Origin of the sequence: Paraburkholderia sp. GAS41 (assembly GCF_050436545.1) — a bacterium.
Lineage (GTDB): Bacteria > Pseudomonadota > Gammaproteobacteria > Burkholderiales > Burkholderiaceae > Paraburkholderia.
In genome coordinates, this window is sequence record NZ_JBNDMK010000018.1 from 1 (window position 1) to 14008 (window position 14008).

At 61.8% G+C, this 14008-nt stretch carries 11 protein-coding genes and 1 tRNA gene; 3 read left to right on the forward strand and 9 right to left on the reverse strand.

Annotated elements, in window-relative coordinates; genetic code table 11:
• From P3T43_RS22780 to P3T43_RS22790, 3 genes are all read right to left on the reverse strand, one after another.
• On the reverse strand, positions 1 to 242 hold a 242-nt coding region (locus P3T43_RS22780), incomplete at its 3' end, for an ATP-binding cassette domain-containing protein (RefSeq protein WP_429283303.1).
• Between the two features lie 12 nt (positions 243 to 254).
• A complete protein-coding gene (locus tag P3T43_RS22785; protein WP_429283304.1) occupies positions 255 to 2018 on the reverse strand; it encodes an ABC transporter permease in 1764 nt (587 codons plus the stop codon).
• 218 nt (positions 2019 to 2236) lie between these two features.
• Positions 2237 to 2386, reverse strand: a complete 150-nt coding sequence (locus P3T43_RS22790; protein WP_429283305.1) for a hypothetical protein — start codon at positions 2384 to 2386, stop codon at positions 2237 to 2239.
• A gap of 918 nt (positions 2387 to 3304) precedes the next feature.
• On the opposite strand from P3T43_RS22790, the gene P3T43_RS22795 reads away from it, so the two are divergent.
• Positions 3305 to 3439 (forward strand): hypothetical protein, encoded by a 135-nt coding sequence (locus P3T43_RS22795; RefSeq protein ID WP_429283306.1) that lies wholly within the window; start codon positions 3305 to 3307, stop codon positions 3437 to 3439.
• A gap of 93 nt (positions 3440 to 3532) precedes the next feature.
• Positions 3533 to 5056 carry a carbohydrate porin gene (locus tag P3T43_RS22800; protein WP_429283307.1) on the forward strand — a complete coding sequence of 508 codons (1524 nt, stop codon included), beginning with the start codon at positions 3533 to 3535 and terminating at the stop codon, positions 5054 to 5056.
• A gap of 99 nt (positions 5057 to 5155) precedes the next feature.
• Here P3T43_RS22800 and P3T43_RS22805 read toward each other — a convergent pair whose 3' ends face one another.
• The 3 genes from P3T43_RS22805 to P3T43_RS22815 all read right to left on the reverse strand — a co-directional run bounded on the left by P3T43_RS22805 (position 5156) and on the right by P3T43_RS22815 (position 8006).
• Positions 5156 to 7054 (reverse strand): potassium transporter Kup, encoded by a 1899-nt coding sequence (locus P3T43_RS22805; RefSeq protein ID WP_429283308.1) that lies wholly within the window; start codon positions 7052 to 7054, stop codon positions 5156 to 5158.
• A gap of 518 nt (positions 7055 to 7572) precedes the next feature.
• Positions 7573 to 7649, reverse strand: a tRNA-Met gene (locus P3T43_RS22810).
• A 69-nt stretch (positions 7650 to 7718) separates the two neighbouring features.
• Positions 7719 to 8006 (reverse strand): hypothetical protein, encoded by a 288-nt coding sequence (locus P3T43_RS22815; protein WP_429283309.1) that lies wholly within the window; start codon positions 8004 to 8006, stop codon positions 7719 to 7721.
• A gap of 292 nt (positions 8007 to 8298) precedes the next feature.
• On the opposite strand from P3T43_RS22815, the gene xth reads away from it, so the two are divergent.
• Positions 8299 to 9075, forward strand: coding sequence for an exodeoxyribonuclease III (gene xth / locus P3T43_RS22820; protein ID WP_429283310.1), 777 nt, complete (start codon positions 8299 to 8301; stop codon positions 9073 to 9075).
• On the opposite strand, the gene P3T43_RS22825 is transcribed toward xth, so the two are convergent.
• From P3T43_RS22825 to glnL, 3 genes are all read right to left on the reverse strand, one after another.
• Positions 9068 to 11200, reverse strand: a complete 2133-nt coding sequence (locus tag P3T43_RS22825; RefSeq protein WP_429283311.1) for a prolyl oligopeptidase family serine peptidase — start codon at positions 11198 to 11200, stop codon at positions 9068 to 9070. The two genes, xth and P3T43_RS22825, sit on opposite strands and share 8 nt — an antisense overlap.
• A gap of 100 nt (positions 11201 to 11300) precedes the next feature.
• Positions 11301 to 12815: a nitrogen regulation protein NR(I) gene (gene ntrC, locus P3T43_RS22830; protein WP_429283312.1), complete on the reverse strand. Its 1515-nt coding sequence runs from the start codon at positions 12813 to 12815 to the stop codon at positions 11301 to 11303.
• A gap of 45 nt (positions 12816 to 12860) precedes the next feature.
• Positions 12861 to 14003, reverse strand: a complete 1143-nt coding sequence (gene glnL, locus P3T43_RS22835; protein WP_429283313.1) for a nitrogen regulation protein NR(II) — start codon at positions 14001 to 14003, stop codon at positions 12861 to 12863.
• Between the last annotated feature and the right edge of the window lie 5 nt (positions 14004 to 14008).

Genomic DNA, 14008 nt, shown 5'->3' on the forward strand with positions numbered 1-14008 from the left:
CCGGCGATGATACGCAACAGCGTCGACTTGCCCGAGCCCGACCGGCCCAGCATGCCAACGATCTCGCCTTCGCGCAGCGACAGGTTCACGTCGTCCAGAACCAGCAGTTCGTCCTGATTCTTGTCGAAGCCACGGCTCACGTCTTTCACGCGCAGCACTTCTTCCCCGAGGCGCGAAGTCGTAGAAGGCGTCGGGGACGTCGACTGGAACAGATCTGCAGAGACCACATTAGGATTTAGCATTGTGTTTTACTCTCAGTCGAGCCGGAGCCTGGATTCGGCAAAGGCATACATCGGACGCCATAGCGTACGGTTAAACAAGGTGACGAACAGCGACATCACGGCAATGCCGAGAATGATCTTCGGAAAATCGCCCGCGGCGGTGGTCTGCGCGATATACGCGCCCAGACCATGGGCGACCACCTTGGTATCGCCCCACTGCACGAACTCGGCGACGATGCTCGCGTTCCACGCACCACCCGAAGCCGTAATCGCCCCGGTGATGTAGTACGGAAAAATGCCCGGCAGCATCACCTTGCGCCACCACTGCCAGCCGCGAATGCGGAAGTTGGTGGCGACCTCGCGGTAGTCGTTCGGATAGGCACTCGCGCCCGCGATCACGTTGAACAGGATGTACCACTGCGTGCCCAGCACGATCAGCGGCGACAGCCAGATATCCGGGTTCAGATGAAAGCGCACGATGACGATGACGAACACCGGAAACAGCAGATTCGCCGGGAATGCGGCCAGGAACTGCGCGACCGGCTGGATCTTCTCGGCGAGCGCGGGACGCAGCCCGATCAGCACACCCAGCGGTACCCAGATCACCGAAGAAATCGCAATCAGCACCACCACGCGCAGCAGTGTGATCAGCCCCAGCACGAACACGTGTTCCACCTCGGCGAGATCGACGCCGGTGCGCACAAAGCTCACGACGCGATAGACGACATAGAGCGTCAGGAGAATCACCAGCACGCCCCAACCGATGTCGCCCGCCAGCGAGGGCTTTTGCCGGCGCGGCATGCTGATGCTGATCCGTCCTACACCTGGCAGACTCGCTGGCAGACGCACGGGCACGCGCGCCGCGTTGGCGAACAGCTTGCCCATCGGCACGAGGCCACGGTGAATCAGCCGTGTGCGACGGATCAGGTCGAGCAGCCACGACTCCGGCGCGTTGCCCGAACTGGTGTTCTCCATGCGGAACTTGTCGGCCCAGGCGACCAGCGGCCGGAACAGGAACTGGTCGTAGGCAAGAATCACGATCGTCATGGTCAGGATGACCCAGCCGATTGCGTGCAGGTTTTTATCGGAGATCGCCTGGGCCAGATACGCGCCGATGCCCGGCAGCGTAATCGTGTTGTTGCCCACCGTGATGGCCTCGGAGGCCACCACGAAGAACCAGCCGCCCGACATCGACATCATCATGTTCCAGATGAGGCCCGGCATCGAGAACGGCACTTCGAGCTTCCAGAAACGCTGCCAGCCGGTCAGATGAAAACCGCGCGACACTTCGTCCAGATCGCGCGGCACCGTGCGCAGCGACTGGTAGAAGCTGAAGGTCATATTCCAGGCCTGGCTCGTAAAGATCGCGAAGATTGCCGCGAGCTCCGCGCCGAGCACGCGGCCCGGAAACAGCGCCAGAAAGAAGGTGACCGTAAACGAAATGTAGCCCAGCACCGGCACCGACTGCAGGATGTCGAGAATCGGCACCAGCACGAGGCCCGCGCGGCGGCTCTTCGCCGCCAGCGTGCCGTAGGTCAGCGTAAAAACCAGCGACGCCACCATCGCGGCGAGCATGCGCAGCGTGGTACGCAGTGCGTATTCCGGCAGACTGGCCGGATCGAGCGAGATGACCTGCGTCTTCAAGGTCGACATCGGCGCCAGCGTCTGGTGAAAGCCGATCGCGGTGAGCGCGAGCACGCAGATGATGAGCGGAAAGGCGACGAAGTCCCAGCCGTTGGGCAGCAGACGCCACGCGGAAGCATTGGCGGTGCGGTTGAGATTGAAACTGAAATTCATCAGGCGACTCCCCGGTTACGGAAGGTTGAAACACCGGGAGCGCCCTTGGCGCAATGCGCGGCAGTGGCAGTGGAAGTAGCAGCCAGCACTCGCGACGAAAGGCTCAAATGAGTCATGGTGGAACTCGGGCGAACAGAAAATGGCGCACGCTTGCGTCATCTGCTCGCGCGTATCATCAACGATGACGCCGCTTGCAGACGACACAAGATCGGGACAACTCAGGAAACGAGCGACTTCAAGCCGCGCCAGAAGGCGAGCAGCTTGTGGGCTTGGCGGGGTTCGTGGGCTTGCAGCGACAGCATGGCGTCGTAATGGACGCGCGATTCCTGCACGTGCGGCAGTTGCGACAGAAGAAGGCCGAAGTTCATGGTAATTCTCCGAGCGTTTGGCTTAACGCAATTCAGCGGAAGCCAGCAGACCCGGAGTACCCGCGTATCACACGCGCGGCGGCACAGTTCTACTCGCTTCCTTCAGACAAAGGGAAGGCATAGCGGCGTAAAGGGCAACTGTCAGGGTCTGGCATGGGGTACTCCTTATCGGCGTTCGGTGCGCCCGTCGTGGACGGCGCAACCACGGAGCCGCGCGAACGCGCGAGATCGCTGCGTTCGTACGGCGCGGATAAAGGTGCACGGAGAAAATCACTACGGCGCGCACCGTCTGCCTGCTGGCAAGACGGCGGCTCAGGAATACGGCGCGGGCGTCCTGCTGGTCAGGCAATGAAACTGATCGAAGATCGACTACTGCTACTGTCCAAGGCATTTGCCCCATTTGTGACGACGGCAGAATTCTAGACATTTTGAGAAGAAAATGTCAACTTGATTCGCTAAGCAGAGCCAACATATTCAAAAGCCCTCGTTAATCGGCAGAGGGCCGGGTCGTAATGCTTCATTGCCCTTTCAAAAAAGCCGTAGGGAAAGCTCTGCGCAAGTGGAATGTCGGCTGATTTTCGAGTGCCGCGCCTTTGTGCTTTTTTTACTTGCCGCGCCGCGCAAGTGGCGAATACAATCCGCCCGTCTCATCAAAAGGAGTCCCTTGTGGACACATGCAGTAGTGGTAGTCCGATGCCGGCCCAGGCCGGCGACACAACCGCGAGTTAGCGGCGCAGGATGCCTCCTTCGCCGCTAACTCGCTCTGGTCGGGTTAGCGCGCGCCCTCTCTGACTGGCTTTCTGCCAGTTCGTCAGCAGCACGCTCCCTTGTTTGTCCGTCTTTCGCAGGCTCGCTTGCGAGACGCCATCACGTCTTCATACGTCGCCTGAGTTCGTCAGGCTGGACGGGGGGAAGCTTATGTTCGTCACCACTTCCGGTTACAGCATTCTGGCGATGATCGCCGCCGCGTTTGCGTTAGTCGCGCTGTTGTCCCTCTCGCCCATCGGTCGCGCGCTCGATAGCGCGTTACCGCTGAGCGGGTGGTTTTCCTGACACGGGATGGCGTCACATTCCCGTCTTTTCCGAAGCATCAAATCGATAAACACCCAGGCGGCTACGCCGCGATAACGATTGCCCCCGCTCGCCATGAAAAAAAATCTGCAAGCCAAACTATTGATATGCCGTCGACCCATAAGCTTGAGCCTGCTGCTCCCGCTCGGAATCGTGCCGCCTGCGTTCGCCCAGGCTAATGGTGAAACGCCGCCCTCCGCACCGGCGTCGTCCGCTGCGGCGACTTCAAATGCACAGAGCGACGCGCAAGCCACCGGCCCGAACGGCACCGCTGCCCAAACCGATCAGACGCCTCCCACGCCGACCGGCTTCTGGGACCGCTCGAATCTGCTCGGTGACATGGGCGGACTGCGTCCACTGCTCGGAAATTATGGGGTGACGTTTGGCCTGCAGGAAACCAGCGAGTACCTGAACAACCTGTCGGGCGGCACGCGACGCGGCGGCGCTTACGACGGTCTGACCCAATTCGGTATCGGTGTCGACACGCAGAAAGCGTTCGGCCTGCCAGGCGGCATCTTCAACGTCTCGGGTCTGCAGATTCACGGCACCAATCTGAGCACGCGCGATCTGCAAACGCTCCAATACGCAAGCGGTATCGAGGCGGATGCAACGACGCGTCTGTGGGAACTGTGGTACCAGCAAGCGCTTTTCGGAGGCAAGGTCGATGTCAAGATCGGTCAGCAGAGCCTCGACCAGGAATTCATGGTGAGCCAGTACGCCGCCACCTTCATGAACGCAACGTTCGGCTGGTCCGTTTTGCCTTCCATCGATTTGCCCGCGGGCGGGCCAGCCTACCCGCTCTCGTCACTCGGTGTGCGTGTGCGGGCTGCGCCTTCTGACAACTGGACCGTGCTGGCCGGCGTGTTCGACGGCAATCCCGCGGGTTACGGCGTGGGTGATCCGCAATCGCTCAACGCACACGGCACGAACTTCAATCTGCATGACAGCGCCTTGTTCATCGGCGAAGCGCAATATGCATTTAATCCGGCGCCGTCCGATCCGGGAGCGCCGAAACCCGCCGGCCTGCCCGGCACCTACAAACTCGGCTTCTGGTACAACACGCAGCAGTTTCCCGATCAGGGTGTCGACACAATCGGTCTGTCGCTCGCGAACCCTGCGAGCAACGGCATCGCGCAGCATCATCGCGGCGATTACAGTTTCTACGCGGTGGCCGACCAGATGGTGTGGCGCCCGAGCGCGGATAGCCCGCAGTCGCTGGGTGTGTTTGCAAGGGCGATAGGTGCGCCCGGCGACCGCAATCTCGTGGATCTGGGCATCAATGCCGGCGTGACGCTGAAGGCGCCGTTCAAGGGCCGCGACAACGACGTCGTCGGGCTGGCGCTCGGTTATGCGCAGATCGGCTCGCACGCGCAGGACCTCGCCAGCGCCCAGGCCAGCTTCACACCGGGTTACCCGTCGCGTAGCGCGGAAACCGTCCTCGAAGCGACCTATCAGTATCAGGTCACGCCGTGGTGGCAACTGCAGGCTGACTTTCAGTATGCGTTCCGTCCAGCCGGCGGTATTCCGAATCCGGACAACCCGTCACACCGTATCGGCAACGAAGCGATCATTGGCCTGCGGACCAACATCGCTTTCTGAGCAGACCGAACTACTGCCGACACGCACGGGTGATGCGGTGCTGACGCAAGCGGCTGGGTACAGAGCGACTCGACCCAGCCGCGAGGCCAAAAAAGAAGCCTACAGGTTGATCTGGCCGCCCAGTTCGACGACACGATTGGCGGGCAAACTATAGTACTCGGCCGCCTGTGCCGCATTCCGTCCAAGGAACGCGAACAGCTTTTCGCGCCAGAGCGCCATGGCCTTGCTCTCCCCGGTAGCGAGCACCGTGTCGCGCGCGAGGAAGAAGGACGTGTCCTGCGGTTCGTATTGCCAGTCAGGGATCTTCTTTGCAACCAGCAACAGGATAGCCGGCACGTTGGGAATCTCCATGAAGCCATTGCGCACGGTGACCGAATAGCAGCCATAGCCCATGTCTTCCACGGCAACTCTCTGATCGTCGTGCACATGCGGCACGTTGTCGGTCATGCCGGCCATGAAGATGTTGATGCTGTGCATCACCCGATTGTGCTTGAGGTTGTGCATGAACGCGGACGGCGTCATGCCGGCCACGCCGCCGGGAAACACCGCCGTGCCATCGACACGCGGCGGCGGATGCGAGCCGCCGCACAGCGACTTGATCAGCCCTGCGAGCGGAATGTTGTCGCTCTTCATGCGCTCCACCACCACCTCGCGGCCGCGATGCCACGTGGTCATCACCGTGAACAGCACGCCGCCGGCCAGCAGCGGAAACCAGCCACCGTCGAGCACCTTGCTGATATTACTCGAGACGAACACCGCGTCGATCAGCGCCAGCGGACCGATGACCACGAAAGTCGCGAGCGGCTTCCACTTCCACAGCGAATGCGTGATGAAGTACATCAGCAGCGTGGTCAGCAGCATGGTCGAGGCGACAGCAATACCGTAGGCTGCGGCCAGATTGTCGGAAGATTTGAAAAACACCACCAGAAACACGACCGCGGCGTACAGCGACACATTGATGAATGGTACGTAGACCTGGCCCACCTCATGGGTCGAGGTGTGAACCACAGGGATGCGCGGCAGAAAGCCGAGCTGGACCGCCTGCTTGGTCATCGAGAAGGCGCCCGAAATCACCGCCTGCGAGGCGATGATGGTGGCGGCCGTCGCCAGCAGAACCAGCGGCACCAGCGCCCAGCCGGGCGCCGATTCGAAGAACGGTTGCTCCACCGTTGCGGGCCTCGCCAACACCAGCGCGCCCTGACCGAAATAGTTCAGCACGAGGCTCGGCAACACCAGCAGCAGCCAGGCGAAACGGATCGGCTTTTTGCCAAAGTGCCCCATGTCGGCGTAAAGCGCTTCGCCCCCAGTCAACGCGAGAAACACCGAACCCAGCACCACGAAAGCCGTGCCGGGTGCGTGAGCCACGAAACGCGCGGCAAACACCGGCGAGGCGGCTTCGATGATGGACGGTCCGGTCACGATGTGCAGCAGCCCCAGCGCTGCCAGCGTGATAAACCAGACGACCATGATGGGACCGAAGACCTTGCCGACCGTCCCGGTGCCGCGCTTTTGCAGCTTGAACAGACCCGTCAGGATCACGAGCGAGATGGGGACGATCCAGGCCGTCAGTTTCGGATCGACGAGGGTGACGCCTTCCACCGCCGAGATCACCGAAATCGCCGGCGTAATCATGGAGTCGCCGTAGAACATGGCCGCGCCGAACACGCCAAGCGTGAGCAGCAGGCGCGAGAGGCGCGCCGGCGCCACGCGCGACGCCAGTGCCGTGAGCGCGAGGATGCCGCCTTCGCCGTCGTTGTCCGCGCGCATCACGAAGCTCACGTACTTGAGCGTGACCACCATGATGATCGACCAGAGAATCAGCGAGACGATCCCGAACACATTCGGCTGGCTGATGCCGCCCGCGGCTTTCAGACATTCGCGCAACGTATACAGCGGGCTCGTGCCGATATCGCCGAACACCACGCCAATCGCGCCCAGGACGAGACTGGGGGCGGCATTGACGGTCTGAGTCGAGGAGCTGGTGACAGATGAGGACATAGGGTGTCGTAAGTTAAATGAAAACAACGGCATGCCTGACCGGATTGGCGCCTGACGAAAATACAGTCCTCGCACCAGCGGAGTATCCAGCTTGTAGCAGGTTCCTGATACAGCGCGATGAAACCAGGTCGCAACGGCGAGATTGTCCCGCTCGCTCGCGGGTGTGCGCGCAGCGCTACCTGAGTTTCCAGATACCCCAGATTGCGATTGCCAGCGCCACGCCGAAACCACCGCCCAACAGGATGTAGGTATCCATTTCAACGTCCTCGAAACCAGGGTTGCTGCGGGTCGAACGCCGTTGTCAGACGCACCACCCTTAAGCGCCGAATACTACCTTCGCTTCCTTTCAGAAGCTAACGCTGGTTTGCTTCTGGCGACGGCTGCGATATGGCGGCTCATCTCAACCCGATTGCTCAGGATTCCATAATGGTTGCGATACAGCCGCGCTGCCTGCAAACCTTGCGTATCTGCAAATGAAAAAGCCCGCGTGGCGATTGCCAGCGGGCTTTTCTGATATTTGGTTGCGGGGGTAGGATTTGAACCTACGACCTTCGGGTTATGAGCCCGACGAGCTGCCAGACTGCTCCACCCCGCGTCAGAGAAAACGGATTGTATAGAGATGTCGGCAGATCGTCAAACAATCACGCGGATTATTTTTTAGGCCTCACAGATCCGCGACCGACGCACCTTCCACCTTGCCGTCGATGATGTCTGCGCCGTACTGACTTGCGCTGCGTTTGGCGATGCCGAAATCGGAAAACGTGGAGGGACGCACGAGTCGAAACACACGGCTTGCCTTCGAGCCGCTAATCGCACCTGGGCGACACACGCGCACGGCGACGTCGTAACCCTCCGCATGCCTTTTATGGCCGTCGAACTTGTCGAACTCCCGCGAGAACACCAGCGGATGCACTTCGAAGTCCTTATAGATAGCAGGATAGAGTTCGGCCATGGCGATTCCCCGATACGTGAATATGAGACCCACTATACGCCGTGCAATGAGCCCATCCGCGATTTATTTTGCGGCGGGCGAAGCGGTGAGGCACGCTCGTGTTTTTCCTCATTTGCTGCTGTCTGGTGGCCGTTTCGAGCGTCGCAGCGCAGCAAATGCACGGCACGCCGCTAGCCAGAAGCGGCGGCCGGATCGCGGTAAGATTCGGGCAACCCACGGCGCGGGCGTTGTGCATGCCCGCGCCTGCCCTGCAGGGACACACCCCAGCACCCGACATCAATGAGAAATGCCGATGAAAATCGCCACCTGGAACGTCAATTCCCTCAAAGTACGCCAGCAGCACGTGATCGACTGGCTCGAAACCAGCCAGACCGACATCCTCGGCCTGCAGGAACTCAAACTGACCGACGACAAATTCCCGCGCGGCGAACTCGAAGCGAAGGGCTACCGCAGCTGGTTCACCGGCCAGAAGACCTATAACGGCGTGGCGCTTCTGGTGCGCGACGGCTTGAGCGTCGACGAAAGCACTATCGTGCGCAATATCCCTGGCTTCGAGGATCCGCAGCAACGCGTGATTGCCGCGACCATCGAAGGCGTGCGGGTGATTTCCGCCTACTTCCCCAACGGCCAGGCGCCCGGCACCGACAAGTTCGCCTACAAGCTGCGCTGGCTCGAAGCGCTGCACGACTGGCTGGCGGGCGAACTCAAGCAGTATCCGAAACTCGCGCTGGTCGGCGATTACAACATCGCGCCGGAAGATCGCGATGTCCACGATCCGAAGGCATGGGAAGGACAGAACCTGGTGTCCCCCGAAGAGCGCGCCGAATTCGTTCGCCTGATTGGTCTCGGGCTCGTGGATGCATTCCGCCAGTTCGAACATCCGGAGAAAGTGTTCTCGTGGTGGGACTACCGGATGATGGCGTTTCGCCGCAACGCGGGCCTGCGCATCGATCACATCCTGTTGTCCGAGCCCCTTGCCGCGGTTTGCACGTCCTGCGACGTCGACAAGGTACCGCGCAAGTGGGAGCAACCGTCGGACCACGCACCGGTGGTCGCGCAGATCAGCTAGACGCCGGACCGTTCAGACTGGCCCACAGAAATTCATACTCCATCGCGTCATGAACGGCCTGCTCCAGTTCATCGGAGCCGCCGCCATGTCCGCCGTCCGTGTTCTCCCGATACCAGACCCGCTCGGCGCCCTGCGCCTGCATGCGCGCGACCATCTTGCGCGCGTGTCCCGGATGGACGCGATCGTCGCTCGTCGAGGTCGTGAACAGCACCGGCGGATAGGCCACGCCGGCGCGCACCTGATGGTACGGCGAATAAGCCGCGAGCACGCGCGCCTCATCCGCTTCGTCCGGATCGCCATATTCGTCGATCCATGATGCGCCTGCGTGCAGCAGGTGATAGCGGCTCATGTCCAGCAACGGCACCTCGCACACCACCGCGCCGAACAGTTCGGGACGCTGCACCATGCACGCCGCCACCAGCAGCCCGCCGTTGCTGCCACCCTTGATACCAAGTTGCGCCGGCGTGGTCACACCGTCGTCGATGAGCGCCTGCGCAACCGCGATGAAATCGTCGAACGAACGCTGCCGGTTTGCACCTTGCGCTGCGAGATGCCACTCGGTACCGAACTCGCCGCCGCCGCGGATATGCGCGACGACGAACACCCCGCCCTGCGCAAGCCAGCCGATTCCGGGTCCGGTCAGATAGCTAGGCGTGAGCGGAATCGCGAAGCCGCCATAGCCGGTCAGCAGACACGGACGTGCGCCCTGACGCTGGCCACTTTGCGATCCGGATTCAGCCAACGAACGTGGGCCGATCACCGTGTATGGCACCCGTGTGCCGTCGGCGGAGCGCGCATGGCCGCGCTTCACTGCGTACGGTGTGGCGTCGAACTGGGTCGGCCAGCGGTCGAGCAATTCCCATTCGGCCAGACTCTCGTGGGTGAGATCGGCGAGCCAGTACTCGGGCGGCAACAGATAATCGTCGACGTCGACATACACTTCGTCGTTCAGCGTCGGCTCGATTGGCGAGACATCCACCTGCGAACTGGCGCGCGACGGAAACGCGCGCGACGACCACTGCCATTCGCCGTCCTCGGATTGCTGCGGTTGCCAAAGCACCGTTTTGCTCTGTACGTCGTCCAGATACGAGACGATCAGATGATGACGCGTGTGGGTCCAATCGCATGCCGAGGTCTGCGTGTTCGGCGTAAAGAGCGACACGAAGCCGCGCTCGCCAGCCAGAAACTCGCGCTCACGAATGACGAGCAGCGCGCCGCCCGGATACAGCGTGTCGCCATGCAACCAGTCGAGCCGCGGCTCGAACATCAGCCAGCCTTCCCAACCGCCCACTGCCACGTGCTCGGGCACGTCGTAGCGTTGCCATGCGCCGGCAGCGTCGAGGTAATACGTTTCGGAATCGAAGAAATCCACGCTGCGCACGACGGTATGGCGCAGATCGATGGGATCGTAGTTCGCATCGACGCTGATATCGTCGAAGTCGCCACGAAACACCACCGTTGCATCGGCGAGTGCCGTGCCGCGCGTCCAGCGCCGCACTTCACGCGGATAACCCGAACGCGTCAGCGACTTGCCGCCCTTGTCCCAGCCGACATAAACCGTCTCGCGATCGATCCACGACACCGTATGCTTGCCCGCTTTCGGGACCACGAAACCCTCGCTCAGGAAGCGTTGCGCGTCGATGTCGAATTCACGCACCACGACCGCATCCGAGCCGCCCGGCGACAGCGTCACGAGCGCGCGATCGCCGTCGGGATAGAGAATGTCGAGGTCGACGCAGACCCACGGCGTGCCCTCTGCTGCGCCGAGCGCGTCGAAGTCCAGCAGGTTCTGCCAGACCGGCGCGCCGTCGCGCCAGCTCGCCCATGACGTGCGCCGCCAGATGCCTTTGGGATTGTGCTCGTCCTGCCACAGATCGTAAGCCCAGTCCTGCCAGCGCTCGGGGATCACGGGCCGCTCACGCGGCAGATACGCCTCGGCGAGGCGTTGGGTCAGCGTATCGAAGCGCGCCCCGCTGCACCATGCGGTGTGCGTGCGGGCGTTCTGACGTTCGACCCACGCCATGGCGGCGGGGTCGTCGAGCGACTCGAGCGACAGATAAGGATCGGGAGATTGCGGCCAGAGGGGCCCGGAAGAGGAACGCGAAGTTGAAGCGGAAGCTGGCATGGTAGGCCGTCGTAACTGGATAACGACGATTATGCCTTGTGATCGGTTTGCGGCTCGCAAAGGGGCGATGCCGCGCATCGCCCCTTTGTCCCTTCACACATCAAGGCTCCAGGTTGAGTTCCTGAATCTTGCGCGTGATCGTATTGCGGCCAATGCCTAGCCGCTCGGCCGCTTCGACCTTGCGTCCGCGCGTGAAATCGAGCGCCTCGCGAATCACCGCAGCCTCGAAGCGCCGCGCGAGTTCGTCCATCACATCGGGCGCATTCTCGCGCAACATCTTTGCGACTTCGGTGCGCAATCCGCTCTCCCACGCAGCGACGCTCGCGCCTGCCGTCACGCCCGCTGTCCCCTGCAGATGCGACGCGCCAGCGGCACCGTTTACCGCCGACTGCCCCGCGATACCGCTGCCTGCATCGCCAGCCAGCACCCCGCCCGGCACGATCTCGACCGCGCCGGCTTGCGCCGGCACCAGATCGGGCGGCAGATCCTTGATCTCGATGGTCTGCGCCGGTGCCATCACGGTCAGCCAGTTGGCGAGATTTTCGAGCTGGCGCACGTTGCCCTGAAACGGCAGCGACGCAAGATACGCGAGCGCCTCCTCGGACACGCGCTTCGATTCGACGCCGAGATCGCGCGCACTCTTCTGCAGAAAATGGCGCGTCAGCAACGGAATGTCTTCACTGCGCTCGCGCAACGCCGGCAAACGCAAGCGAATCACGTTGAGGCGGTGATACAGGTCCTCGCGGAACAGACCCTGACGTACCCGCGCTTCGAGATTCTGGTGCGTAGCGGCAATCACCCGCACATTCGCACGCAACGGATTGTGGCCGCCGACCCGATAGAACTGTCCATCGGAGAGCACGCGCAGCAAACGGGTTTGCAGATCGAACGGCATGTCGCCGATTTCGTCGAGAAACAGCGTACCGTTTTCGGCCTGTTCGAAGCGCCCTTGACGCATCGCCTGCGCGCCGGTGAAGGCACCTCGTTCATGACCAAATAGTTCGGACTCCAGCAGATCTTTCGGAATCGCCGCGGTATTCAGCGCGATGAACGGACCATTCGCGCGTGGGCTATGTCGGTGCAAGGCGCGCGCTACCAGTTCCTTACCGGTGCCTGATTCGCCGGTAATGAGCACGGTTGCCGCAGAATGGGACAGGCGGCCGATGGCGCGAAACATGTCCTGCATCGCCGGCGCCTGGCCGAGCATTTCCGGTGCATCGGCGACGCGTTCGTCCCACGTCTGCTCGCCGCGCATGCTTTCGTCGACGGCGCGACGAATCAGTTCGACCGCCTTGTCGACGTCGAACGGTTTGGCGAGATACTCGAAAGCGCCGCCCTGAAACGCGGCCACGGCGCTATCGAGATCCGAGAACGCGGTCATGATGATGACGGGCAAGCCCGGCACCTTGTCGCGCACCGTCTGCAGCAATTCGAGGCCCGAACCGCCGGGCATGCGAATGTCCGACACCAGCACCTGTGGGCTGTCGTGATCGAGCGCGGCTGCCGCGTCGCGCACATTCGCGAAGCTGCGTGTCGCGAAGTTCTCACGGGCGAGTGCCTTTTCGAGCACCCAGCGTATCGATTGATCGTCGTCTACTATCCAGATCGGCTTCATATGGTCGGTCAGAAGTCTTTAGGTGCGCTTGTGACGCATGTGGTATTAGCAGTCGAGCGGCAGCAAAATCTGAAACTCGGTGTGGCCCGGCCGGCTTTCCACTTCGATCAAACCATCGTGCTGCTGCACGAAAGTCTGCGCGAGCGTGAGACCCAGACCGCTGCCATCGTCACGCCCCGAAACGAGCGGATAAAAGATGCGGTCGCGGATGTCTTCCGGAATGCCCGGTCCGTTGTCGATGATATGCAAGTCCAGTGCCAGCTTACATAAGCGTTTCGCAATCGTGATCTTGCGCGCCACGCGCGTGCGCAATTCAATCCGCGCGTCGCCCTGCGAAATCCGTTCGCGCAGCGCTTCCGCTGCATTGCGCACGATATTGAGCACCGCCTGAATCAGCTGCTCCTTGTCGCCGCGCAGATCGGGCACGCTCACGTCGTAGTCGCGCTCGATGGTGAGGCCGCGCGGAAATTCCGCAAGAATCACGGCCCGCACGCGTTCGCACACTTCGTGAATATTCACGTCACCCACGATATGCGGATGACGATGCGGTTCCAGCAGCCGGTCGACCAGTGTCTGCAGCCGGTCCGACTCCTTGATGATGACCTGGGTGTACTCGCGCAACTCGTCGCGCTCGCGTACGCCCAGTTCGAATTCCAGCAATTGCGCCGCGCCGCGAATGCCGCCGAGCGGATTCTTGATTTCGTGCGCGAGATTGCGGATCAGTTGCTTGTTGACCGCGGTCAGATCGTTGATCCGCTCTTCGCGATCGGTGCGCAGGTGGCGCTCGTTTTCGAACAGCTCGAGCAGGACGAAGTCCGGCGCGCTTTCGATGAAACCCACGATCGCATGCACATGTAGCGGTTCGTGGCCCTGACGCTCCAGTACCGCGTCGAGGTGAGTCGCGTGAAAACGGTGTTCGGCGATCGAGGCAATCGTCGCGATCAGTTCGTCTGAATTCGCGAAGATGTCGGGCCACGCCATCTGCGTGAGTTGCCGGCGCGAGAGATCGAGCATCGACTCCGCGGAGGGATTCGCAAACGCGACGCGCAGCGTGCGCTTGTCGAGCACGAGCACGACCGTCGGCAATGCTTCGAACCCCGTCAGCAAGCCCGACTCCACCAGCTGTGCGTTTTCCGACAGCGGCTCGGCATGCCCTTTTCTAGCTTTGATCAGATTCTTCAGAACCATCTTGC

Coding starts and splice junctions, on each gene's coding strand:
- P3T43_RS22785 (WP_429283304.1), bottom strand. CDS start 2,018: ATGAATTTCAGTTTCAATCTCAACCGCACCGCCAATGCTTCCGCGTGG.
- P3T43_RS22790 (WP_429283305.1), bottom strand. CDS start 2,386: ATGAACTTCGGCCTTCTTCTGTCGCAACTGCCGCACGTGCAGGAATCG.
- P3T43_RS22795 (WP_429283306.1), top strand. CDS start 3,305: ATGTTCGTCACCACTTCCGGTTACAGCATTCTGGCGATGATCGCCGCC.
- P3T43_RS22800 (WP_429283307.1), top strand. CDS start 3,533: ATGAAAAAAAATCTGCAAGCCAAACTATTGATATGCCGTCGACCCATA.
- P3T43_RS22805 (WP_429283308.1), bottom strand. CDS start 7,054: ATGTCCTCATCTGTCACCAGCTCCTCGACTCAGACCGTCAATGCCGCC.
- P3T43_RS22815 (WP_429283309.1), bottom strand. CDS start 8,006: ATGGCCGAACTCTATCCTGCTATCTATAAGGACTTCGAAGTGCATCCG.
- xth (WP_429283310.1), top strand. CDS start 8,299: ATGAAAATCGCCACCTGGAACGTCAATTCCCTCAAAGTACGCCAGCAG.
- P3T43_RS22825 (WP_429283311.1), bottom strand. CDS start 11,200: ATGCCAGCTTCCGCTTCAACTTCGCGTTCCTCTTCCGGGCCCCTCTGG.
- ntrC (WP_429283312.1), bottom strand. CDS start 12,815: ATGAAGCCGATCTGGATAGTAGACGACGATCAATCGATACGCTGGGTG.
- glnL (WP_429283313.1), bottom strand. CDS start 14,003: ATGGTTCTGAAGAATCTGATCAAAGCTAGAAAAGGGCATGCCGAGCCG.